The following is a 22,437-nucleotide window of genomic DNA, read 5'->3' as shown; positions in this document are numbered from 1 at the left end:
TCAGCCCAACCCGACGCGCAGGCAATCGTGAATGTGCAAAATGCCTTCAGCCCGCCCGCCCGAGGCCGGATCGACCACAAACAAACAGGTAATCTTGGGCGTCTGCATCGTCATCAGAGCCACGGCGCTCTCGGCCAGTTCACCCGGTCCGATGGTACGCGGGTTCTCGGTCATCACCTGATCGACGGTCAGGTCAAGCAGACCCTGCATATGCCGCCGCAGGTCGCCATCGGTCACGATGCCCAGCAACCGCCCCTCGGCATCAATAACGCCGACAACGCCAAAACCCTTCTGGCTCATGACCAGCAACGCCTCGCTCATCGGCGTGCCCGAGGAAACGATCGGCGTGTCGGTATGCATCAGATCGCGAACCTTGCTGAGCTGCGCGCCGAGTTTGCCGCCGGGGTGGAAATCACGGAAGTTTTCGGGCCGGAAATCCCGGTACTTCATCAAGGCGATCGCCAGCGCGTCCCCCATTGCAAGCGTCAGCGTCGTCGAAATCGAAGGCACCATACCAAAGCCGCAGGCCTCACCCATCGACGGGATCAGCAGATGCACGTCCGCCTGTTTCATCAACGTGCTTTCGGGCTTGCTGGACAGGCCGATCAGAGGGATGCCGAACCGCCGGGTAAAGGCCAGAAGATTGGCCAGCTCCGGTGCCTCGCCCGAGTTCGAAATCGCCAGAACCACATCGCCCTTCGACACCATGCCCAGATCGCCGTGACTTGCCTCGGCCGGGTGCACGAAATAGGCGGGTGTCCCGGTACTCGCCAGCGTCGCCGCGATCTTGTGGCCGATATGGCCCGATTTGCCGATCCCGCTGACAATGATCCGACCGGTTGCCTGCAGGATCATCTGCACGGCAGTGGCAAAATTCTCATCCAGGCCGTCCGCCAGAACGTCAAGCGCACGGGCTTCGTCAGTGATGACCTGCCGCGCGGTTTTCAGAAAGGATTCGTTGTCAGTCATGAGTGCGCGAAAATATCCGTTTCAGGCCAGCCGGCGAGGTCCAGCTTGGCACGCATCGGCAGGAAATCAAAACAGGCCTGCGCCATCTCGGTCCGGCCCTCGCGTGCCAGACGACCGTTCAGCGCATCGCGCAACTGATGCAGGTACAGAACGTCCGAGGCGGCATAGTCCAGCTGAGCCTCGGTCAGGTTTTCCGCACCCCAGTCGCTCATTTGCTGCTGTTTCGAGATGTCGACGCCGATCAGTTCCTGGCACAGGTTCTTCAGCCCGTGTCGGTCTGTATAGGTGCGTACCAGTCGGCTGGCGATCTTGGTGCAATAGACCGGCGCCGCCAGCGCACCGAATGTGTGGTACATGGCCGCGATGTCAAATCGCCCGAAATGAAACAGCTTCAGCACATCTGGATTTTCCAGCATGGCACACAGGTTCGGAGCTGATGTCTGCCCATTTTCGACTTGAACGATATGGCTGTGCCCATCGCCACCCGACATCTGGATAACGCACAACCTGTCCCGATGCGGATTCAAACCCATGGTTTCACAGTCGATCGCCACGACCGGGCCCAAATCCAGCCCATCCGGCAGGTCGTTTTTGTACAAGTGGTTCGCCACGGATTTTTCCTTTGTTCGGTCTCAAACCACGAGATAGGAGGTTTGGTCCGCAAACTCAACGCCATCCATCGGGCGTGATTGTGACCAGGCGCTGCCGGGACGGGATTTTGCCGCGACACAAATGAGGTCAGCAGGAACTTGAGCATCTGTATGCTAATGCTCTAAACCTTGGCCACCATGGACAAACTTGATCGTAATATCGTTGCCGCACTTCAGCAGAACGCGCGTGAATCAACAACCCGGATCGCAGCAAAGCTGGGCGTGGCGCGCACCACCGTTCACGAGCGTATCAGCCGCATGGAAGATCGCGGTGTAATTGCAGGGTACTCTGTGGTTTTGCATAGCCCGCAAGACACGCCGCGTGTTCAGGTCATCGTTCTGCTGGAAGTGCAGCAAAAAGAAACGGCCCGCATCATCAAACGTCTTGAAGCCTATCCCGAGGTCAAACTGTGCCTGTCCATCAACGGAGAATTCGACCTGCTGCTGAGTGCCGAAGCACCGCATATCGAAGATCTGGACATCCTCGTCGACGAACTCGCCAAGATCCCGGGCGTCATGCGAACCAACACAAGCGTTGTGTTTGGCCGCCGGATCGACCGGAACTGATGCTGCGATAACCCTATGTAAACCGATGCGCGGCTAGCCTGCCCCGGACTGATCAAGATCCCGGACCGGCAGAATGCCCCATCGAATACTCCTTTTCCTTCTGATTTTGCTTTTTGCCGGGCGTTCGCTGCATGCACGACCCGACGCAAGAACCGCCGATCTGTGTGATCAGGCCATGAGGCAAGCCGCTTTGTCGGAAGGGGTTCCTCTGGATGTCCTGCGGGCCATCGCGCGCGTGGAATCCGGTCTTAATGTCGCTGGCACCCTGCGTCCATGGCCGTGGGCGATCAATGTCGAGGGGCAAGGTCTTTGGTTTGACACCGAGGTCGAGGCAAAATCCCATGTTTTCCAAATCTTCAAGGCGGGCGCACGCAGTTTCGACATCGGCTGCTTCCAGATCAACTATCGCTGGCACGGGCAGGCATTCCGGTCGATTGACGAAATGTTCGACCCGGATCAGAACGCCAGATATGCCGCCCGTTTTCTGAAAGGCCTTGTTGCAGAGTTTGCATCGTGGCCCGCAGCGGCCGGAGCTTATCACTCTCGCACTCCCGCTTTGGCCCAGACCTATTCCGAGCGTTTTCAGACCGAGTTGGCGCGCCTCAACGAGGACGAGCCGACAAGCTATGCGGCAGTTGCCCGCGATCCTTTCACACATTCCTCTGCTCCATTGCTTCCGTCGCGATCTGAAGCGCCAAAACGGGTAATGCTGGGGTCGCTGGTTCCGGTAGCGGATAGTGCCACCGCCTTTATCGTCTTCAACTAAGGGGGTGATCGTGTTCAGGTTCGATGCCCGCTCTGTGTTCTCGCCGACCGTCTTGCTGGCGCTGGCCTTGATGACGGTCATCGTGATGATGATCCTGCCAGTGCCCGCCTGGGTTCTGGATGTGGGGCTGGCAGCGTCGTTTGCGCTGGCTATTCTGATCTTCACCTTGACCCTGTTCATCGAACGCCCGCTGGATTTCTCATCTTTTCCAACGATCCTGCTGGCATCCCTGATGCTACGATTGTCGCTGAATGTTTCGTCCACCAAGCTGATCATCGGTCAGGGTCATTCGGGCACCAACGCCGCAGGTGATGTGATCGAGGGGTTTGCCCAATTCGTCATGGGCGGAAGCATCTTTCTGGGTCTCGTCGTGTTTGGCGTTCTGCTGATCGTTAACTTCATGGTGATCACCAAGGGCGCCGCCCGCATGGCCGAGGTCGGAGCCAGGTTTGCGCTGGATGGGATGCCGGGCAAACAACTTGCAATTGACAGCGACATGTCCGCAGGGGCCATCGACCATCAGCAAGCCAAGGAACGGCGCGAAACAGAACAGCAGGAAACGACTTTCTTCGGCTCGCTGGACGGTGCGTCCAAATTCGTCAAGGGCGACGCCGTTGCCGGGTTGCTGATCACCTTGCTGAATCTTGTGATGGGTTTGATCATGGGCGTGATCGTGCATGGTATGCCGGTTGCATCCGCCTTCGAAACCTATTCGATCCTGACGGTTGGTGATGGGCTGGTCTCACAAATCCCTGCGGTCATTATCTCAATCGCGTCCGCGCTGCTGCTGGCGCGGGGCGGCACGCAGGGGGCAACCGACAGCGCCATCTTCTCGCAATTGGGGCGGCACCCGGCTGCATTGGGCACAGTCTCGCTGCTGATGGCCCTGTTTGCGTTGGTGCCAGGCCTGCCGTTTCTGCCCTTCATTCTAGGCGCAGGTGTTTTGGGATACTCAGCCTAAAGCGTTTACAGCAAACAAAAATCCGAGCTGACAAAAGCGCACTCACCGGCACCCGAGACCGATGCCCCGGCTCCACAGGCCATCGGAGACATCCTGGAACTTGACGACGTTCATCTGGAATTCGCACCGGATCTGGTCAGCATGGTTCTAAACCCAGGCACCGGTCTGGACGCGCGGATCGCCAATATGCGGACATATGTCGCCTCTGGCTTTGGTCTGATCCTGCCCGAAATTCGGTTGACCGATCACGCCGATCTTCCAACCGGCACTTACGTTATCAAAGTTCAGGGCGTCGAACAGGCGCGCGGTGTTCTGAACCCCGATCTCGTATTGGCGCTGGTTCAGGAAGGGCCGGACATTCTGCCGGAAGGAAATGATGTGACCGAACCCGTCTACGGCGCACCGGCCCGTTGGATCCTGCCCAAAGATCAGGAGGCTGCGGCCCTGAGCGGCGCGACGATCGTCTCGCCCCCCGAAATCCTGGCGACCCATCTGCTTGAAATCATCAAGCAGAACTTCTCCCGACTGCTGACACTCAAGTCGCTGCGGCGTCTTTTGTCCGAAATGACTCCGCTGAGCGATCCGGGCCGGGCCGAGGCCAACCGCAAGTTGCTGGACGAACTGATCCCGGACAAGGTCCCGATCGATACATTACATTCCGTTCTGCGGCTGCTGCTGGACGAACGGGTGTCCATCCGAAACATGGCCCTGATCCTGGAAACCGTGGCCGAGGCCCGGCTGACCACAACTCTGCCCGAGGGGATTTGCGAACTGGTGCGCCAACGTCTCGGGTTCCAGCTGGTCGCCGACATGAAGCGCGAAGATGGGTCGATCCCACTGATCCAACTGGCACCGGAGTGGGAGGACACGTTCGCCACTTACCAAATCGACGCCCAAAGCGCAGGTCTCGACGTCGCGCTTCCGCCCAACCTGTTCAACAAGCTTGCAGACGGTGTCGTGCAAAGCGTTGCGCAAACCGCGGATCGGGGCGTGTTTGCGGCCGTTGTGACTTCGACCCGTCGACGCAGGTTGCTGCGCACGATCCTGCACGCACGCGGCATCTCGAACCCGGTTCTGTCATTTGAAGAAATCGGCTTGGAAGCCAGGCCGGCACTTGTCGGTACGGTGCCCGCGTGATCGGCCTGCCCCCTGACTTGCTGCCGTTTATCAGTAGCGAGCTTGAGCACTTGTTCGCCGTTTTCCTGCGGGTTTCCGCTTTGGTTTCCCTTCTGCCTGCCTTCGGAGAGCGCAGCATTCCGGCCCGCGTAAAACTGGCGATAGCAGTGGCATTTACGCTCGTGGTTTCTTCCGCAATTGACCCGTCCGGGGCGATGTCTGGACTGTTCCCCGTAGTGCGGCTGATCGGCACCGAAATCCTGACGGGTCTGGCACTTGGCTTAAGCTTGAGGCTTTTCGTGCTTGCCCTTCAGACAGCAGGATCAATTGCCGCTCAGGCGACATCGCTATCCCAGCTTCTGGGCGGGGCGGCAGAGGGCGAGGCCGCATCCGTTGTGCGCGGAGTTCCGACTTCTGGCGTCATTCCGTCCGGCGCCAAGGTTGAGCGTGAAATCGAATTTGAACTGTCGTCGCTCAGTCAAATCCGCCTGGCCCTACGAGAACCGGATTTCACAACGGGTGAACGAATCGAAACTGCAGTCAATTCAGAATTCCGAAAGGCAGTGGCCATCATGAGAGATTCCGGCACGGTGGAGTTAAGCATTCCCGCCACCGGCGCACGATCAGCTGCACATGCACTTCGACGCATCGAAAACATCCTGGTAGAGCCGGAAACCAAGGCTCGTGTCGTGGTTGATCAACGCTCGGGCACCATCGTGATGGGTCAAGAGGTGCGTATCTCGAGGGTGGCGGTATCCCAGGGCAATCTGACCCTCACCGTCGAAGAGGCTCCGATCGCAATCCAGCCCAACCCGTTCGCGCGTGGCGAAACGGTGGTCGTTCCCAGAACCGTCGCAGGTATTGACGAAGAAGAAGGCACCGGGCTGGCAGAAATACCCGAAGCGACAACCTTGTCAGAAGTGGTGGCCGGTTTGAACGCTTTGGGCGTTTCTCCAAGGGACATGATTGACATATTGAAGACGATCAAAGCCGCCGGTGCGCTGCATGCTGAATTCATTGTTCGGTGACACCAAGGCCGGCCCAGTCATATTCGGCCCCTACTTTGACTTCCAACTGTTCAGCCACCTGCGAAACCTGCTGCTGCGTTCCTCGATCGCGTCGCCTGCGGCATACAGGCCGTCTTCCACATTCTCCATCATTGGGTCGATGCGGGCTTCTCGGAACCTGCGCCAGCGCACCCAGATGGCCCAAACAAGGGCGAAGAAAACAGTCAGGAAGATGATGTTGAACCATGGAATGATCCGCACATCCGGGCTGTCGACCTGCCATATCTTAACGGCGTTCGGAAAGATCGAAAGGAATTCACTGCGCCAGCCGTAGTGACGTACCACCACCCAACGCGGCGCCTCGGTTGTTGATTTCAGGTCTGCCGCTTCTGCCTGCAGGTTCGAGGAGTTCAGCTTGAAATAGGGCGGCCAGCCCCAGCCTGTATCCTCGTTCCGATAGACCATGACCTTGCCGTTGGTCTTGCGGGTCTGGATGAAGAACACATCACGGTTCGGTGTGGTCGGGTCGCTGCCGACATCATGAACCGACCAGAAGATGCTGTTCTCACCGGGGTCGATCCGTTTTTCATAGGTGTCCGAGATTCGAACCACGTCATGCTGCGGCAGGGTGTAGTTCGACACCGCCGCGATCGTGCCCCAGAACAGGATGATGATGGCCCATTTGACATAACGCATTGGTCAAACCCTCACATGAAATTCGAAACATAAATCAGGATCGCGATCAGGCCCAGCGGCACGACATAGATCCCAAGGATAAGTTTGCGGCGAAACGATCCGTCGTACTTTTTCAGCCCGCGCTGGACAAAGGCGTCCCTGTCGCCTGTCATGCCCTTTTTCTCCCAATGCGCGATCAGTTTACCGCGTCGCACCCGGCGGGAATAGATTGATACGCCCACATACAAGACGGTCAGAACGATCAGCAACGGGATCAGAAAGCGGAGTGCGACCAACATTTAACTTCTCCCTACTGCGCCCCAGGGACCAACGCGCGCGATGATATCATCGCTGACCCGATCACTGCCACTCATGTCCGGCTCATGCCCGAACAGCGCGGCCCGGGCGCCTGCCTTGTCCACCTGATACTCTCGCGCAAGGAACTCGGCAACATAGGCTTTTTTTGTTTCCGGCCATGTCGCATAAGTGCGGTAGAACAGCTCTTTGTGGCAAATGAACATCTGGCGCGGATCCAGCGGGGCCAGTTCGGCCAGCAGCATATTCACCAGATCGCGGTGCGGCGTATCGGCGGCGCGCAAAGTATAGAAATAGGCCGGATGATCCGAAGTTACACGCGGCCAGGGCCCCCCGTCCGTCGCCCAGCGCAGCAACTGCGCCAGACCGTGATAAGCCTCGGGCAGACGGTCCGAATGGTTGCGCGCCAGACGGCGCATGTCCCTGCGGTCCAGCCCGGTCAGATCGACATCGGCATCCGCAGCAGCATCGATGGTCAGGAAATCCATCTTCTGCTGCAAGATCGCGGCGGCATCCACGCCGCGCGCCTTGACGATGGGTTCGACCAGATCGTTGTAGTCGAGAAATTTTGCAATTTGGTTCCGCTGCGACGGACCAAAGATGTACTTGATCGGCAGGCCATCCGGCCTGTCCCCCATACAAATCGCCGCCGGGTGATCCAGATCCGGGAACAGATACAGCCCGCCGAAATGCGCCGTCCAGAAGTTGCGCTGCTCGAATGCGGTGTGGCGCAGGCGGACGGGATTGCGCGTGACGTCCCCCGTCTCCTTGGCTGTCTCGATCATCTTCGCGATCAGAACATCATCGAACCAGGCATCCTCTTCGGTTTTGAACCGTTCGACCATCCCCGCCAGTTGCTGTGCCTTGCGCAGAGTGCCGCCCGCGGTGTCGGCCTCAATCTCGATCTTGCGCAGGTTCAGCAGATCGCGCGGCGTTGTGAGTTTGATGACCGAGTTCACCAGCTCTCCGGCCACCGCATCGGTGGCAGTCAGGGCGAAAAGCTGCGCCTCGTTCATCTCGATGAATTCGCGCAGGATATCGCGCGAGGTCGAGAATTTGACGTTCAGCAACGGCGCGCGTTTCTGCTCGGTCGTCAACAGAATGAACTGCCGGTTGACCCCGTTGGGGTTGAGGTAGAGCTCATCCTCCAGCTCAATCCCCACCTCCGGCGAATAGCCCGAGATATCGACATGAAAATCCGTCAGCTCTGTGGTTTTGCCCGCCAGATGCTGCAACGCGCGGTTATACCGCTCGACTAAGGCCGGGCTGGAGATGTGGACGAGGTTGCCGAACATCAGGCCTTGTTCGATGAGGCGGATCATTGTTTAGTGCCCTCCTCTATCCTACCTGAACAATCTTTGGCTTCAGAACCGCCTCTAGCTGCCTGAAACAACTGTTGTAGCGCTCTTTTCGATTCTCTGAATCTCTCCGACTTTTCAATACTTGATCGAGTTCTTTTTTTACTTCTTCTGTTGGGCGGAAACTACCGATTTCTACCTCGCGAAGATCATCTAGAGAGCAAATCAGCTCGTGTTCCAATTCAATAATTGGTTCACTTAACTGTCTTAGGTCCACGCCCCAACGCAGCTCGGCCTCATCGAACAGTCGAGCTTGTTTGTTTTCTGTTTCTTTCAACACCTGCCAATACAGAATGAGAGCTTCTGTTCGTTTTCCGTTCGCGCGTACGTTGTCGATCTGTTTTTTGCGTTCCGCGTTCTGGATCTCGGGCAAAACTGAATGAGGTGATCTAAAATAATTGTAGATTTCACGTCTTTCGCGAAATCGACCATACAATTCGATAGCGAGTTCGTAGTCATGCTGCCACTTAGTTTGTTTTTTCCAAGTATTCAGCCCAATCCAAGCGGCTATCGCTGCAGAAATCGCCGCCAAAGCTGTGACGGTATTGGCAATAGCTGAAACTATCTCGGCAAGACCTGGCGTCACCCCTTCCCCTCCAGATACCGCCGCTTGGCCTCTTCCATCCTGCCCATCTCACGCACCGCGTTCTCAATGGCGACCTCGTCGCTCTTGTCGGCATAGCGGAATTCGCTGTCGGCGTAGCGGTTGATCTCTTGGATCACCATGTCCACCGTAATCGGCTGGCGCAGGTCCTCGATCATCGCCCTTTTGGTGTCGTAATCGCGAAACAGGAACAGGTCGGGGTTCTCCATCCATTCGTCAGGCAGTTCGAAATCCATCGCGCGGACCTTGACCGCGTCGGTGATGTTCTTGATCGCACGACCGGTAAAGCGCTCATCCGCCTGCTGGATCGCCTTGAGGTAGGTGCCCAGCTTGGCGATGGTGTCCATCTGGCCGATCTGAGCAGAGACCCGGTCATAGACCTGTAGCAGCGCGTCCTCATGCGGGCGGGCGTGGCTTTCGAAGCTGGCGGCAACGGCCTTCTTGATTTCCTGCGCGGCATAGGCGTCGTGCTCGCCCAGCGGGATGTCGTGGTTGCGGCCCATCAGCAGGTGCAGGATGTCGATGTAATCCTCGCGCGTCTGCGGCCCGTCCACCAGGAACCGCGCCCCCGCCCGCTGGCGCAGGGCGTCGTCCACATTCTCGGGGTAGTTCGAAAACATGCCAAAAGTGCAGTTGCCGCGCACGACGGTGTTGGCACCCGCAAAGCTCTCCATCAGCACGGCAGTGATTTCCAGTTGACCGGCTGACGACTGCCGGTCGCCGCGTTTGCCCGCCAGCTGGTCGATGTCGTCGATGGTACCAAAGCCGATGACCGAGGGGTCGATGATCGTGTTGATAAACGCCTTGGCGTTCTGGCCGGATTTGCCCTGATAGCTGTCGATATTGTCGGTGCTCAGGTTCTGATAGCGGAACGGATAGCCCGCGTTCTGGCAATAGTCGTTGATCAGCCCGGCCATCATCTGAATCAGAGTGGTCTTGCCGGTGCCCGGTTTGCCGTCGCCCATGAAGGTAAAGATGAACCCGCCAAGCTCGGCAAACGGGTTCAGGCGGCGGTCGAAGTCATAGGCCATCAGCATCTTGGCCAGCTTCATCGCCTGATATTTGGCGATATGGTTGCCGACCACTTCGTTCGGTTTCTTGAAGGTCATGGTCAGGGTGGTGGATTTGGCCTTCGAGGCTGGCTCAAACCCCCGGATCGTCAGGTCGTCAGACTCGATATGCCAGGCAGCGTTCTGGAACGGGGCCAGATGGCCAGCCGATTGCGCGCGCAGGGCGGCCTTCTCCATCAGTTGCTCGGCATAGGCGCTGGTTGCGGCGATCAAATGCGCATCATCGGGAGCGTGTTTGGCAAAGGTCTGGTCCAGTTCCCACAACGCGCCATGCAGAGCGAGTTGGCCGTTGTCAGTCAGAACTTCCTCAATCTCGCCGATATCAACCGTGGTCTCACCCAGATGCGATGACATGAGGTAAGCCAAAGCATTGCCGAATACGTGCGACGTGATCAGAGCCTCCGCCGTCAGCAGTTCCGAGAACTCGGTCTTGCGTGCAGCGGGCAAATCCCCGGTCAAATTCGCACGCTTTAGATCGGCCAGCGGCGTCTGTTCCGCGTAAGCCTCAGCGACGGCCAGAGCGATTGCGATGGCGCGCCGGATGGCCTGCTGGGTGGTGGCCTGCGGTGGTGACACCAGCGCATCGCCCTCATCCGAGGCTTCGATCCGCTCAACCAGATGCACCCCATCCGCGCGCGCAGTGCGGCGTGTCACCAGCCCCGGTGTCGTAGAGCGAAACCGCCGCCCGGTGGACACACCCGGAGAGCGTTCAACGGTGGCTTCAACCGCTTTGGCAATTCGCGGGGCGTGTTCGAAACCGTTCAGCAAAGCGGTCGCCGCCGGATAATGCTTGCGAATATCCGCCTCACGCAATTCCATCTGATCTGATGTCAAACTCATCTCAAAAACCGCCCTTGCTTCATCTTTTCAAAAGTATTCCCGCCGGAGGCACAGAATCTAATACCTCAACACCTGCCCGGCTTTACTGACGACGAACTTGCGCACATCGGCAAAGCCTGGCGGGTTGCGCTCGGCCAGCACTTGAAACGGGCGCTGGGGCAGGATGATGGAACGTTGGGTACGCGTGGCCCCGGTCTCGGCCCCCTGCCCGCCGAACGGGTCCAGCGCAAAAACCTCGCGCTCGACGGTAGAAAACCACCCGGCGCGTTCTTCGATGACCTCTTCGCTTTCCAGCTCTTCCGTGGTCCAGGCCAGTGCCCAGTCATGACCTTCGGGCGCCTGCGCGTCCTCCAACACCTGCCGAAGGGGGCCTGATTGCTCGGTATAGGCCGAGGAATACATCGGCCCCACATGGATGCGGCGCAGGTGTTTGGGATGCAGGTCGTCAAAGTCCTGATCAAATCCCTTGGCAATGGTCACCAGTTTCAACCCGCCTAAGGACTGCGCCATCAGATGCGCCTGCACCTCGGGCCAGCGGCGTTGGTCCTTGGGCAAGGCGGTTTTGCCACTGTCCTCCAACTGCATCAGGTAGATGACCGGCAGGTTGATCTGGCTGTCATAGACCGCCCAGTGGATCAGAAATTTGCGCCGCTCGCCTTCATTCCCGATCCAGTGGCATTCGGGATCGTTGCGAGCCCAGAAAAGCTGTCCTTTCAGCAATTCCTCGTAATAGAGCCTTTGGGACAACGCGAATTGCAGCTTGGTAGGGATTTCCCGGTCGGCAATAATCGTCCGCACCATGTCGGTTTTCAGGTCATCTTCGGACGGCATATTCGCCAGATGCACCTGCGCCTGCTGCGCGTCATTGGCCATGGTCAGCAGCTCGGCCGCCACCGGAAACCCGCTGTCGCGCTTGTCCATGGCGAGGCTGCCAAAGAACCGCCCCGTATCGCGCCCAACCAGCAGGTACTTCATGGATAGCGCGCGGAAGGTGTAGAGCAACCCCGAGAGGTAACGCGACACGATCCGCACCTCTTGCTTCGAGATCGCGCCCTCCGCCTCCATCGTCGCGGCCACGCGCAGGAGGTGAACGGTGATCACCTCGAATTTGCGGAAATAACGGCGCGAGGCGAAGGTGTCGGTCAGGCCGACATGGTCTTGGGTGGGGTCAGTCATCCTCTGAGCGTTCTTCTGTTTTTTTGTTCTTTCTGACTAAGAGATACAAGTTGACGAGGCTACCCACACATATGGCGGAATAAGTTCCAACCCACTCAGCCGTTGTTTCGGGCCACATCCAAATTATCGCCAGTACGATCAGCGTCGCGATGACCATTTGGAAAACCCACTCAGGAACTGATCTGGGCAAACCGATTACCCTGAATTCAGATAACTTCATCCGCCATACAAATTCTTATCATGCTTCTCGACAATCGACGCGAACCGGCGGGCAAAGCGTTCATCTGCCTTGGCCTTTTTCTCCAGCACGTCGCGGGCAAAGACCATGTGGTCCTCGTGCGCCTCAAGCATGTCGGCCATCTTCTGGTTGGTCGCGGTGCCGATGGCGGCCATGGCGGTTTGCGCCTCTTGGTCCGTTTGCACGCCGATCTCATTGATGCGGTGGGCCACGTCCTGCTGCTGCGCGGTTTTCAGCGATTTGGTCAGGGCGTCATACAGCACCACGCGCTGTTGCGTGTCTGTCTGCAGCTTGTTTATCAGTACCATCTGCGTCGCCGCCTGGTTCTGTAGGGAATCGACCCAGGTCTTGCCCTTTTCGATATACCGCTCAAGCGTCTGCGACTTGGCCAGCTTGACCTGCTCCTCCTGAACCTTGGCGTTGTATTGCTTGTTCAGCTCGGCCAGTTCGGTTTCCAGCTGGGTGCGTGCGGCGGCGTCCTGTTCGACGGAGATTTTGTTCTCCAAAGTGATAATCGTTGGGTCCATGCCCTGAATTTCAGCGCGCAAGGCTTCCAGTTCGGCAACAGTCGCCTCACGGTCATCCAATGTACCGGTCAGGTTGTTCTCGACCTTGACGCGCTGTTCTTCCAGCACCGCCAACTGCCCTTCCAGCAGCTTCACGATCACGTCGGATTTGGCGATCAGGTCCTGCAGCTTGTCGTCGATATTGGCGGTGCGCATACGCTCCTGCCGCATCGACTCGGATTTGGCCTTGGCAAAGATGCCGACAAAGCTCTCCCACCCGGTTTTCGAGCGCATCTCGTCGAAATCCTTGGAAAAGGCGTTGGTCACGTCGTCCAGGCCCATGATCAGCTCGGCGATATTCGCATTCATCACCTCAGTATGGGCATGCACGTCCTCAAGCGTCGCGTTCTCGATGTCGATATCCGCCTCGGCAGTGCCGATCTTGGCGCGCGCGGCCTCAATCCGCGAGGTCAGCCCTTCGATCTGTGACTGACTTTCACGCACTTTGGTCTGAGTTTCCTGAATCAATGCCTCGAACTGTTGGTTCGACATCTGTCCTATCCTTGTTTTTTCTTATCTACCCAATGAGATAGTGGATGTTATGACAATTTACATCCCCATGGGTCTCGAAATCACCAGAACTTTGGCAAAATCAATCAGAAAAAGATAGGCGCGACGATACAATCCAAAGCTGTATTATCAGCCGACGCTGACGTTCTGTTGTTCATATTCTGGATTGATCCGTCCTCCGGAGTGGCCATGGACAAAACCCGCGGCACATGGTTGGGTGCGCGCAAATCTTTTCCTGCCGGAGACTGACTCATGCTGGACGCAACAACCGACCTTAAATCAATCCTGAAAAACCCCGATCTGCTGGTGACCAAAGCCTATATTGGCGGCCAGTGGGTGGACGGTGACAATGGCACCTTTGCCGTGACCAACCCCGCGCGCGGCGATGTGGTTGCAGAAGTTGCGGATCTCAGCCGCGCTCAGGTCGCTGGTGCGATTGCACAGGCAGAGGCCGCGCAGAAAGAGTGGGCCAAGCTGACCGGCAAGGAGCGCGCCGTGATCCTGCGCCGCTGGTACGACCTGATGATGGAAAACGCCGAGGATCTGGGCAAAATCCTGACCGCCGAGCAAGGCAAGCCACTGGCCGAGGCCGTTGGCGAGATCGCCTATGGTGCATCCTTCATCGAGTTCTTCGGCGAAGAGGCCAAGCGCGTTTACGGCGAGACGATCCCCGGCCATCAGCGCGACAAGCGGATCATGGTTCTGAAACAGCCGATCGGCGTTGCAGCCTCGATCACGCCTTGGAACTTCCCCAACGCGATGATTACCCGCAAGGCAGGACCCGCGCTGGCCGCTGGCTGCGCGTTTGTCGCCCGCCCTGCAGCCGAAACACCGCTATCCGCGCTGGTTCTTGGCCTTCTGGCCGAAAAGGCCGGCATCCCGGCGGGTGTGTTCAACGTCGTGCCGTCCTCGCGTGCCAGCGAGATCGGCAAGGAGTTCTGCGAAAACCCGGGTGTGCGCAAGCTGACCTTTACCGGCTCGACCGAGGTGGGACGCATCCTGCTGCGCCAAGCCGCCGATCAGGTCATGAAGTGCTCGATGGAGCTGGGCGGCAACGCGCCTTTCATCGTGTTCGACGACGCCGATCTGGATGCAGCCGTCGAAGGTGCCATGCTGTGCAAGTTCCGCAATAACGGCCAGACCTGTGTCTGCGCCAACCGGATTTACGTGCAGGCGGGTGTCTACGACGCCTTCGCAGCAAAGCTGAAAGCAGCGGTCGAAGCGTTGAAAGTCGGCGACGGTTTGACCTCCGGCACCACCACCGGTCCGCTGATCAACGCCGAAGCTGTCGCCAAGGTTGAGGAACACATCAAGGATGTCACCGACAAGGGCGGTGCAGTTCTGACCGGCGGTCTGCCGCATGACCTGGGTGGCACCTTCTTCCAGCCGACAATCGTGACCGGTGTGACGCAGGACATGATGGTCGCGCAGGACGAGACATTCGGGCCGCTCGCGCCGCTGTTCAAGTTCGAGGACGAGGACGATGTGATCGCCATGGCCAACGACACGATCTTTGGTCTGGCCTCCTACTTCTACGCCAATGACCTGAGCCGCGTCTACAAAGTGGCCGAGGCACTGGAGTATGGCATCGTCGGCGTGAACACCGGCATCATCTCGACCGAGCTTGGCCCGTTCGGCGGAGTCAAACAGTCAGGCCTGGGCCGCGAAGGCAGCCACCACGGTATGGAAGACTATCTGGAGATGAAATACGTCTGCCTGTCGGTTTGATAAGGCCCGGTCCGGTGTTTGGGTGCGCTTGCCACAAAAGCGCACCCAAAGCGTCACCTTCTTTCAATAGGCGTTGCTGATTTCCAACGCGACCTGCTGCCCTTCCTGGCCTCGACCGACGGTAAGCTTCTGGAAAAGATCGAAGGACAGGCCATCCTGCCCGCGGGCGACACGGTGTTCTGGTCGATCGGGTTGGTGGTCGAGGATCCAACTTTCAAACACTGAGTAAGATGTGCTTCGTGCGAAATTTGCGCGGGGCTTTTCTTTTAATGTCAGCCTTGAGCCCATTCTACTAAATGCTGCACGGAGCACGAATGTCCGATGGTGGGTGAAGCATCACCAGCCGCACGGGGCCCGTTGGATCAAATCTCCCACTTGAAGCTTGTTTCTTGTTCAGTCACCTCCCAAAGCCTTGTCATTACCGGTTTGTCATACGCATGTGGGTTCAATGTACCCTTGCCGACCGGGCCAACGGCTTCAAAGCGGCCTGTTGGTCCGTAGAGCGCGCGTTGTTCGGTCAAATTCTCTTCGGTGGCGCACATGACTTCGGGATACGACCCTTGCTCGGCCGTTTGAACCATCGGCGTCATGGTCATAAGCCACCAGATGAACCGCATCGTCCGGCTGCCACTTGTACTGATCAGTGACGTTGCCGACGAGCCGGGATGGCAGACATAGACCTCGACCTTGGTTCGCCCTACGGCTGCAAGCCTGTCCTGTAGTTCATAGGCGAACATCATTTGCGCGAGCTTGCTTTGTGAGTATGCGGTATTAGGCCCGTAACTCTCTTCCCAGTTCATGTCGTCGAATTTGATCGTCTTCAATCCCATGTTGTAGCCAAGACTGGCAACTACAACGATCCGACCCTTCGAGGCTTCGATCCGCTCGAACAGAAGACCACAGAGTAGGAAGTGACCGTAATGGTTGGTGCCAAGCTGGCTCTCGAACCCATCTTCTGTCAGCTTGCGGGTTGGCACCTGCGCGATGGCAGCATTGCAGATGAGCGCATCAATCCGGGGAACGGAATTTAGAACCTCGTCTGCAGCTTCACGCACGCTTGCGAGCGAAGCCAGGTCCATTCGTATGAAGATCACTTCTGCTTCACTGCCGAACTCACTCTTCAGGTCCGCAACAGCTGCCTGAGACTTCTCAGCCGAACGGTTCAACATCACGACCTTGGCGTTCTTTTTTAGGAGCGTCCGCGCGGCCTGGAACCCGGCACCGGCGTTGGCACCCGTGATGAGGTAGGTCTTGCCGGAGAGGTCGCCGAGGCGCTCAGGCATCCAGCCTTTGGGTCCAAATGTGGTATCTGGCATTTTTTATCTCCTATCCGCGTTGGCGCATGGGCCGAGCGAACTTTGTTGAAGCATGGAAATGCAGATAGCTCTCATAAGAACGCGGAAACAGGCAAAATTATCGCAAATACTTGCCCAATTGCATCAAAATAGTTGCTAGCATCGATCTGGAGCCATTACATCCCTCTTATGAGCAAGGATCAGATCAAGCAAATCATTGCAGACCGAACCGAAACGGACGGCCTGACTGAGACGGGCATCAAGGGTGTACGGCTGTTTCGCGCCACGCTTTCAATCCCCTGTGTTCCAGCCGTTTACGAGCCCTGCATCGTGGCCATCGTGAGTGGGGTGAAGGAAGCCGTTCTGGATGGCCGAAGATACGAATACGACAGCAGTCAATATCTCTGCTGTCCGATGTCGATGCCGGTCAAGGCCGGTACGCCATTGGCCTCGCATGACAATCCTCTCTACGGGGTTATGATCTCACTGGAACAACGTGTTATGGCCGAGCTGGCGATGGAGATGGAAAATGCCGGGGGCGTTCTGCCTTCGGTCAAAGAAGAACTGCGGGAGCCCGGAATTAGGCTCGCGCGATGGGACGATGGTTTTACTGATGCGCTGCTGCGGCTACTGCGGCTCGGAGACAGCGAGACGGATACAGCGGTTCTCGGCGAGGCGCGATTGCGTGAGGTGCTCTATTCGATCCTGAAGGGAGAAGCTGGCACATTCGCACGGCAGGCATTCGGTGCTGGCAACGCCATCGCACGTTCCATTGCGCACGTGTCGTCACACTTGGATGCGCCGATCTCGATTGACGATATGGCAAGCCGAGCGGGTATGAGCCGGGCCGTCTTCCATCGCAAATTCAAGCAGGTTACGACGATGGCCCCAATCCAGTTCGTTAAGTCGATGCGGCTCAACAACGCCGCCATGAAGATCGCGGGCGGGATGCCTGTGAACGAAGCCGCGATGGACGTTGGCTATGTCAGCCCGTCCCAGTTCAGTCGCGAGTTCAAGCGCACGTATGGGCAATCGCCGAGGCAATGGGGAGAGGCACATCAACTTCCGGTCGATGTTGCATGAAGCTGACTTGCGTGAGCGGAGCGGACCTTGGAGCCACCGCTGCGAACGGAAGCTTTGTCCGCATTACGGCCACTCACTGACCCCACAAAAAAACAACGCCCCGCGTCTGGAGGAACGCGGGGCGGGTGTTGCGACGGTCCGGGAGGAGGAGACCGTCGCAGGATCTTAAAGCGCGTTAGTTCACGGCCTTGGCGTCAACCACATCCTTCTCGATGGCTTTCGCCGAAGAAATCTCGATCCGGCGCGGTTTCAGGGCCTCGGGCACTTCGCGTTTCAGGTCGATGTTCAGCATGCCGTTTTCATGGCTGGCGCCGGTGACACGGACATGGTCGGCCAGCGCAAAGCGGCGCTCGAACGCGCGCGTGGCGATGCCGCGGTGCAGGTAGCTGCGCTGTTTGTCTTCGGCGACTTTCTTACCGGCGACGATCAGCGCGTTTTCCTTCACTTCGACCGACAGGTCATCTTCCGAAAAACCGGCGACAGCGACGGAAATCCGATAGGTGTCGGCATCGGTTTTTTCGATGTTATAGGGCGGGTAGCTGGGCTGAGCCACGTCGTTGGTCAGAACGCGGTCCATCATGTCGGCGATCTGGTCGAAACCGATGGTGGCGCGGTGCAGCGGTGCAAAATCAAATGTACGCATGTGTCGTATCCTCATGTTTGAGCGATTCACGATTTGTTGCCCTCCGTTCGGACGGGCGGTGATGTTTCCCGAACCCCGTTGTGGCGATCCGGCACAATTCACATGGGTAGCGATTTCGCCGAGTTCAAGACCCGCCAGCACCGATGAATTTCGCACCAGAGCTGGACTTGCCCGATCCCACCTGCAACCGGCGGATCGAGGCCTTGGGTTGCGGCGCATCCCGCCGCATGATCGCCTTGAGTTCGGACACGACGCCGGCCAGTTCCATACCAAATCCGACCCATTTTCCGTCATAGACTCCGACGGCGGACACCACGGACAGGATCTGCCAGCGCGGGCCATTTTTCGCCAGTATGGCCGAACCGGATGACCCAAAGGTAATATCGCAATCAAAGGTAATCAGACCCAGACGTCGTTCCAGAATTCGGCATGATCGTTCGCGCGTAATCGCCTCGGACCGGCCCAACCCGTATGAGGCAATGGTGATTTCCTTGTTGAGAATTTGCCCGCCATGCAAGGCGAAGGGATCGGCAATCGTGTAAGGGATTGGCTTTTCCAGACGCATGAGCGCGACGTCGGCGCGAACCGCTTCAGGCGAAAGCGGTTCATTCGCGCCATAGGCGGGATGGGCGGCGATCTGCACCACGTTGCGTTCGGCCAACGCCTTGCCGTTGCTCAGCCCGGCGCGGAAAACCACCTCGCCAGACCGGTAAGGTTTGCCGGTTTTCTTGTCCAGGGCGCAATGCGCTGCCGTCAGCACCAGGTCCTGCGCAATCAGCGTTCCGGTACAAAACGACCGCGACCCCAAATCCAATCGTCCGACCGCTTCCCATCCATACAGATCATCGCGGTCCACCAGCGTGCGTTTGCTTGATGTCTGGGCGGATGCTGCACCGATCAGAACGGACTGGCAAAACAGGAAGAACAGCAGAAACCTGATCATGGCCTTACGAACCTTGCCCCGATGTTTTTGCCTGAATCACCGGTTTTAGAGCCGTATCCGCGCCCCGCCGACAGTTCTGCACGCAGCAATTGCAGCGCATCCTCAACCGCCGTACCGATCGCGACGCTCTTGCCGCCCATCATCGCCTTGGCCGCAACGACCGAGACAATGCGGGGACGATTACCAGCAAAGGAAAACACCGGCGCGCCTGAAGCGCCAAAATCCACGTCGCAGGACATCACCAGAACACCCCCCTGCCCGGTCACGACAGAACAAACCTCCTGCAGGGATGGCGCCTCGGCCCTGTCCTGTGCGTAGGACACAACACCCACTTCTTCGCCCTGCACAGGGCGTTCACCAGTTTCGAAAGGAATGACCGTTGTGTTCCGGACCGGCTGCCACAACTCGATCAGCGCGATATCATGCCGGACACGTTCTGACGGGGTTCCGCCGTCAAAACGGTATTCTGGGTGGATTACGACCTGCCGGGCAGCGCGGTACGCCGATGCGCGGCCCAGGCGCCAACCAGCGAGAAACTCGATCAACGCGGGGTCAATCCGACGGCGCGTCGATTTGTCGAAAAGGCAATGTGCTGCAGTCAGAACCAGTCCGGGTGCAATCAGTGTCCCGGTGCAAAAACCGGTACCGGCGATATCCAACCGCCCGACGGCCATCCACTCGCGCCCGGAATCCGAAGTCTCAAGGCTTTTCAGCCCCGTGTCCTGCGCCATGGCTGCCATTGGCAACACAGCAAACGCTATGGCCCTGATCCAGTTTCGCACGCATGTCTCCGGTATTGCTAAAGACAGTTTGTTACGCAAACGGTGCGGCGAAAATAGGGCGCAGGCCCAGTCGGGGTTTTTCCATCGCAATTGAGGCAGCGTTGCATCAACCGCGATTACTTCAGAATGGGTACGTCACCGCCGTCGGCTGTTCGGCTTTGTTGCAAGGCCCTGGGCATTGGGCCGCCAGTCGCCCAGTCCAGTAACTCGACCGTGTGCACGACGGGCGTACCTGTTCCCGACCCGATCTGCATCATGCACCCAATATTTCCGGCGGCGATCACATCGGGCTTTTTCGCTTCCAGTGTCCGCACTTTGCGTTGCCTGAGCTGGGCCGAAATTTCAGGCTGCAACAGGTTATAGGTTCCGGCGCTGCCACAGCACAGATGACTGTCAGCCGGCTCGGACACGGTGAAACCTGCGCGCTTCAGCAAATCCTTGGGATAGGTTTTGATCTTTTGCCCGTGCTGCAGCGAACAGGCCGCGTGATAAGCCACACTCATGCCCCGGCCTTCACTTTCGGGAAGTTCCAGCTGCATCAGAAGCTCGCTGACATCCATGGCAATTGCAGATACACATTCCGCATCCGCAGCCAGCGCGTCGTTGCGGAACATGTGACCGTAATCCTTCACGGTTGTCCCGCAGCCCGATGTATTGATGACGATGGCATCCAGTCCCTTGCTGTCCATCTCGCGCGTCCAGGCCCGGATGTTGGTCGCGGCAGAAGCGTGACTTTCGCGCGTCTTGCCCATGTGATGGGTCAACGCTCCACAGCAACCGGCGCCATCTGCGACCACGACCTCGCACCCCAATCTGGTCAACAGGCGGATTGTGGCGTCATTGATATCGGTGTTCAGCGCCTTTTGTGCGCAACCTGTCATCAACGCCACGCGCTTTTTGCGTTCGCCCTTGGGCTCAAAGCACTGCGGATCATCGTTTCGGCTAACTGGCGGGATGTGTTTTGGTGCCATATCCAGCATTGCACGCAAACGCGCATCAGGCATCAGAAAGCGAAATGGCCGCCCCAGCTTTGCCCCGATCAAAGCCCACCTGAACCGCATCGGGTAAGGCAGGATCTGCGCCAGCATCCAGCGCAGTGCACGATCCATGAAGGGGCGCTTGTAGTTCGTATCGATATACTCGCGCGCGTGATCGACCAAATGCATGTAATGCACGCCCGACGGGCAGGTGGTCATGCAAGCCAGACAGGACAGACAACGGTCAATGTGTTTGACGGTCTTTTCGTCCGGAACGCGATTGTTCTCCAACATGTCCTTGATCAGGTAGATACGCCCGCGCGGGCTGTCCAGTTCATCCCCCAGAACCTGATAGGTCGGGCAGGTCGCAGTGCAAAAACCGCAATGCACGCAACTCCGCAGGATGTCGTTGGACCTTCGGATCGCGGGATCCTGCAACTGTTCTTCGGAAAAGGTTGTCTGCATTACCCTACCCCATCAGGCCCGGATTGAATAAACCCTTCGGGTCAAACCGCTGTCGCAATCCCTGCGTCAGCGCGGCCACCCCTGCAGGTTCGGGCTGAAAACGACCAAACTGTGCGATTTCAGCATCGCGGCCCCGAACAAGCGTGGAATGTCCCGGAACCCCCTCCAGCGCGGCCCGAAGATCGAACCCTTCGGGCGCAAGCGTCCAGATCAGCCCTCCGCCCCAATCCAGAAGATGAGTGCAGCCCGGCTGGTCTACGACGCGCAGCATGTCTGTCGGTTTGACGGACGTTTTCCAGACATTTCCCGCAGTGTCTGCGAAGGGCTCGACATCACGAACAGCCTTCCAGATCGCCTCGTTTTCCGCAGCGTCGGTCACTATTCGGTCGGGCTTTTGATGGTTGAACATTTCTGCCAGTTTGCCAACCCGATACGCAACTGAATCGCTGAACCCTTCAATACGAATGACCGTCTCGGACGTTGTTTGTTTCATCTGTGATCCGCCCGGCAGTCGCGCGGCACCCGTGACTTCGAAAGGGGACGCCAGCGCCTCGCTGAACAGTTTCAGGGATTGTGACCAGTCGCACCCGCTCCACACCAGAGTTGCCGAACTTTCCGAGCGCGGCAAAACTTTCAGCGAGACCTCGGTCAACACGCCAAGCGTCCCCCACGACCCGGCCAACAGCTTGACCAGATCGTATCCGGTGACGTTTTTCATCACCCGGCCACCGTTTCGGATCACTTGCCCCAAACCGTCGACATAGCGCACGCCCAAAAGAAAATCCCGACACGCCCCCGCCTGCACGCGGCGCGGCCCCGAGACATTGGCGGCAACCACGCCCCCTATTGTCGGCTCGCCTGTTGTGCCCATCAGCGCGCGATGATCCATCGGCTCGAACGCAAGCCTCTGGCCTTCGGCATCAAGCGCGGCATTGATATCCGCTACCGAAGTTCCGGCCCGGGCGACCAATGTCAGCGCACCCGGCTCATAGAGGGTGATCCCGCGCAATCCTGTCACACTCAGGTCCGCATCCGGCCCGGTCACACCTCGGGTACCTCCCCCGGCAATTCGCACCGGCTGCGCCAGCCCGGCCACCATTTCGGCCAATTCGGCCTCTGTTTCAGGTCTCATG

21 protein-coding genes and 1 pseudogene are annotated in these 22,437 nt (G+C 58.2%); 7 read left to right on the top strand and 15 right to left on the bottom strand.

Going from position 1 to position 22,437, the window contains the following annotated elements; genetic code table 11:
• Positions 1–969 carry a KpsF/GutQ family sugar-phosphate isomerase gene (locus ACR0FE_RS20595; RefSeq protein ID WP_480914953.1) on the bottom strand — a complete coding sequence of 323 codons (969 nt, stop codon included), beginning with the start codon at positions 967–969 and terminating at the stop codon, positions 1–3.
• Positions 966–1,580 (bottom strand): ribonuclease D, encoded by a 615-nt coding sequence (locus tag ACR0FE_RS20590; RefSeq protein WP_170615531.1) that lies wholly within the window; start codon positions 1,578–1,580, stop codon positions 966–968. Before ACR0FE_RS20590 ends, ACR0FE_RS20595 begins: the two co-directional genes overlap by 4 nt.
• 177 nt (positions 1,581–1,757) lie before the next feature.
• On the opposite strand from ACR0FE_RS20590, the gene ACR0FE_RS20585 reads away from it, so the two are divergent.
• The 4 genes and pseudogenes from ACR0FE_RS20585 to ACR0FE_RS20570 all read left to right on the top strand — a co-directional run bounded on the left by ACR0FE_RS20585 (position 1,758) and on the right by ACR0FE_RS20570 (position 6,057).
• Positions 1,758–2,186, top strand: coding sequence for an Lrp/AsnC family transcriptional regulator (locus ACR0FE_RS20585; RefSeq protein WP_170615533.1), 429 nt, complete (start codon positions 1,758–1,760; stop codon positions 2,184–2,186).
• Between the two features lie 73 nt (positions 2,187–2,259).
• A complete protein-coding gene (locus tag ACR0FE_RS20580) occupies positions 2,260–2,952 on the top strand; it encodes a lytic transglycosylase domain-containing protein (protein ID WP_480914950.1) in 693 nt (230 codons plus the stop codon).
• Positions 2,953–3,022: 70 nt separating this feature from the next.
• A pseudogene (gene flhA / locus ACR0FE_RS20575) lies at positions 3,023–5,050 on the top strand (flagellar biosynthesis protein FlhA).
• Positions 5,047–6,057 carry a flagellar basal body P-ring protein FlgI gene (locus tag ACR0FE_RS20570; RefSeq protein WP_480441697.1) on the top strand — a complete coding sequence of 337 codons (1,011 nt, stop codon included), beginning with the start codon at positions 5,047–5,049 and terminating at the stop codon, positions 6,055–6,057. The pseudogene flhA and the gene ACR0FE_RS20570 overlap by 4 nt, the downstream one beginning before the upstream one ends.
• Before the next feature lie 30 nt (positions 6,058–6,087).
• Here ACR0FE_RS20570 and ACR0FE_RS20565 read toward each other — a convergent pair whose 3' ends face one another.
• The 7 genes from ACR0FE_RS20565 to ACR0FE_RS20535 form a co-directional block, all read right to left on the bottom strand.
• Positions 6,088–6,732: a DUF1523 family protein gene (locus ACR0FE_RS20565; protein ID WP_170615539.1), complete on the bottom strand. Its 645-nt coding sequence runs from the start codon at positions 6,730–6,732 to the stop codon at positions 6,088–6,090.
• An 11-nt stretch (positions 6,733–6,743) separates the two neighbouring features.
• Positions 6,744–7,010, bottom strand: coding sequence for a hypothetical protein (locus ACR0FE_RS20560; protein ID WP_170681905.1), 267 nt, complete (start codon positions 7,008–7,010; stop codon positions 6,744–6,746).
• Positions 7,011–8,348 carry a DUF6638 family protein gene (locus tag ACR0FE_RS20555; protein ID WP_170615543.1) on the bottom strand — a complete coding sequence of 446 codons (1,338 nt, stop codon included), beginning with the start codon at positions 8,346–8,348 and terminating at the stop codon, positions 7,011–7,013.
• Between the two features lie 16 nt (positions 8,349–8,364).
• Entirely contained in the window at positions 8,365–8,970 is a 606-nt protein-coding gene (locus ACR0FE_RS20550; protein WP_480914947.1) for a hypothetical protein, read from the bottom strand.
• Complete coding sequence (locus tag ACR0FE_RS20545; RefSeq protein WP_480914945.1) at positions 8,967–10,898, bottom strand: AAA family ATPase; 1,932 nt, start codon at positions 10,896–10,898, stop codon at positions 8,967–8,969. Before ACR0FE_RS20545 ends, ACR0FE_RS20550 begins: the two co-directional genes overlap by 4 nt.
• 57 nt (positions 10,899–10,955) lie before the next feature.
• Entirely contained in the window at positions 10,956–12,074 is a 1,119-nt protein-coding gene (locus ACR0FE_RS20540; protein ID WP_480914943.1) for a hypothetical protein, read from the bottom strand.
• A 216-nt stretch (positions 12,075–12,290) separates the two neighbouring features.
• A complete protein-coding gene (locus ACR0FE_RS20535) occupies positions 12,291–13,370 on the bottom strand; it encodes a hypothetical protein (RefSeq protein WP_480914941.1) in 1,080 nt (359 codons plus the stop codon).
• 270 nt (positions 13,371–13,640) lie between these two features.
• Here ACR0FE_RS20535 and ACR0FE_RS20530 point away from each other — a divergent pair, with 270 nt between their 5' ends.
• Together ACR0FE_RS20530 and ACR0FE_RS20525 are read left to right on the top strand one after the other, a co-directional pair.
• A complete protein-coding gene (locus ACR0FE_RS20530; protein ID WP_480914940.1) occupies positions 13,641–15,116 on the top strand; it encodes an NAD-dependent succinate-semialdehyde dehydrogenase in 1,476 nt (491 codons plus the stop codon).
• 18 nt (positions 15,117–15,134) lie between these two features.
• Positions 15,135–15,341 carry a hypothetical protein gene (locus ACR0FE_RS20525; protein WP_170615557.1) on the top strand — a complete coding sequence of 69 codons (207 nt, stop codon included), beginning with the start codon at positions 15,135–15,137 and terminating at the stop codon, positions 15,339–15,341.
• Between the two features lie 137 nt (positions 15,342–15,478).
• Here the strand turns inward: ACR0FE_RS20525 and ACR0FE_RS20520 are convergent, their stop codons facing one another.
• On the bottom strand, positions 15,479–16,432 hold the full coding sequence (locus tag ACR0FE_RS20520) for an SDR family oxidoreductase (RefSeq protein WP_170615559.1): 954 nt from the start codon (positions 16,430–16,432) through the stop codon (positions 15,479–15,481).
• Positions 16,433–16,600: 168 nt separating this feature from the next.
• Between ACR0FE_RS20520 and ACR0FE_RS20515 the strand changes: the two genes are divergently transcribed.
• Positions 16,601–17,494: an AraC family transcriptional regulator gene (locus ACR0FE_RS20515; RefSeq protein WP_480914937.1), complete on the top strand. Its 894-nt coding sequence runs from the start codon at positions 16,601–16,603 to the stop codon at positions 17,492–17,494.
• Between the two features lie 175 nt (positions 17,495–17,669).
• Here ACR0FE_RS20515 and ACR0FE_RS20510 read toward each other — a convergent pair whose 3' ends face one another.
• The 5 genes from ACR0FE_RS20510 to ACR0FE_RS20490 form a co-directional block, all read right to left on the bottom strand.
• A complete protein-coding gene (locus ACR0FE_RS20510) occupies positions 17,670–18,137 on the bottom strand; it encodes an Hsp20 family protein (RefSeq protein WP_480490818.1) in 468 nt (155 codons plus the stop codon).
• Positions 18,138–18,261: 124 nt separating this feature from the next.
• Positions 18,262–19,080 carry a trypsin-like serine peptidase gene (locus ACR0FE_RS20505; protein WP_480914935.1) on the bottom strand — a complete coding sequence of 273 codons (819 nt, stop codon included), beginning with the start codon at positions 19,078–19,080 and terminating at the stop codon, positions 18,262–18,264.
• Complete coding sequence (locus tag ACR0FE_RS20500; RefSeq protein WP_321250447.1) at positions 19,077–19,862, bottom strand: trypsin-like serine peptidase; 786 nt, start codon at positions 19,860–19,862, stop codon at positions 19,077–19,079. The genes ACR0FE_RS20505 and ACR0FE_RS20500 overlap by 4 nt, the downstream gene beginning before the upstream one ends.
• 116 nt (positions 19,863–19,978) lie before the next feature.
• Positions 19,979–21,304: a glycolate oxidase subunit GlcF gene (gene glcF, locus ACR0FE_RS20495; protein ID WP_480914933.1), complete on the bottom strand. Its 1,326-nt coding sequence runs from the start codon at positions 21,302–21,304 to the stop codon at positions 19,979–19,981.
• 4 nt (positions 21,305–21,308) lie between these two features.
• Positions 21,309–22,436, bottom strand: coding sequence for an FAD-binding protein (locus ACR0FE_RS20490; RefSeq protein WP_480914931.1), 1,128 nt, complete (start codon positions 22,434–22,436; stop codon positions 21,309–21,311).
• Between the last annotated feature and the right edge of the window lies 1 nt (position 22,437).

The organism is Ruegeria sp. K7 (assembly GCF_056531785.1).
This window is presented reverse-complemented; position numbering and strand designations above follow the sequence as displayed.

Bases quoted from the DNA above. Each gene is read 5' to 3' on its own strand.
- ACR0FE_RS20560 (WP_170681905.1), bottom strand. From the start codon at position 7,010: ATGTTGGTCGCACTCCGCTTTCTGATCCCGTTGCTGATCGTTCTGACC.
- ACR0FE_RS20585 (WP_170615533.1), top strand. From the start codon at position 1,758: ATGGACAAACTTGATCGTAATATCGTTGCCGCACTTCAGCAGAACGCG.
- ACR0FE_RS20565 (WP_170615539.1), bottom strand. From the start codon at position 6,732: ATGCGTTATGTCAAATGGGCCATCATCATCCTGTTCTGGGGCACGATC.
- ACR0FE_RS20490 (WP_480914931.1), bottom strand. From the start codon at position 22,436: ATGAGACCTGAAACAGAGGCCGAATTGGCCGAAATGGTGGCCGGGCTG.
- ACR0FE_RS20530 (WP_480914940.1), top strand. From the start codon at position 13,641: ATGCTGGACGCAACAACCGACCTTAAATCAATCCTGAAAAACCCCGAT.
- ACR0FE_RS20535 (WP_480914941.1), bottom strand. From the start codon at position 13,370: ATGTCGAACCAACAGTTCGAGGCATTGATTCAGGAAACTCAGACCAAA.
- ACR0FE_RS20540 (WP_480914943.1), bottom strand. From the start codon at position 12,074: ATGACTGACCCCACCCAAGACCATGTCGGCCTGACCGACACCTTCGCC.
- ACR0FE_RS20545 (WP_480914945.1), bottom strand. From the start codon at position 10,898: ATGAGTTTGACATCAGATCAGATGGAATTGCGTGAGGCGGATATTCGC.
- ACR0FE_RS20520 (WP_170615559.1), bottom strand. From the start codon at position 16,432: ATGCCAGATACCACATTTGGACCCAAAGGCTGGATGCCTGAGCGCCTC.
- ACR0FE_RS20515 (WP_480914937.1), top strand. From the start codon at position 16,601: ATGAGCAAGGATCAGATCAAGCAAATCATTGCAGACCGAACCGAAACG.
- ACR0FE_RS20580 (WP_480914950.1), top strand. From the start codon at position 2,260: ATGCCCCATCGAATACTCCTTTTCCTTCTGATTTTGCTTTTTGCCGGG.
- ACR0FE_RS20555 (WP_170615543.1), bottom strand. From the start codon at position 8,348: ATGATCCGCCTCATCGAACAAGGCCTGATGTTCGGCAACCTCGTCCAC.
- ACR0FE_RS20510 (WP_480490818.1), bottom strand. From the start codon at position 18,137: ATGCGTACATTTGATTTTGCACCGCTGCACCGCGCCACCATCGGTTTC.
- ACR0FE_RS20505 (WP_480914935.1), bottom strand. From the start codon at position 19,080: ATGATCAGGTTTCTGCTGTTCTTCCTGTTTTGCCAGTCCGTTCTGATC.
- glcF (WP_480914933.1), bottom strand. From the start codon at position 21,304: ATGCAGACAACCTTTTCCGAAGAACAGTTGCAGGATCCCGCGATCCGA.
- ACR0FE_RS20595 (WP_480914953.1), bottom strand. From the start codon at position 969: ATGACTGACAACGAATCCTTTCTGAAAACCGCGCGGCAGGTCATCACT.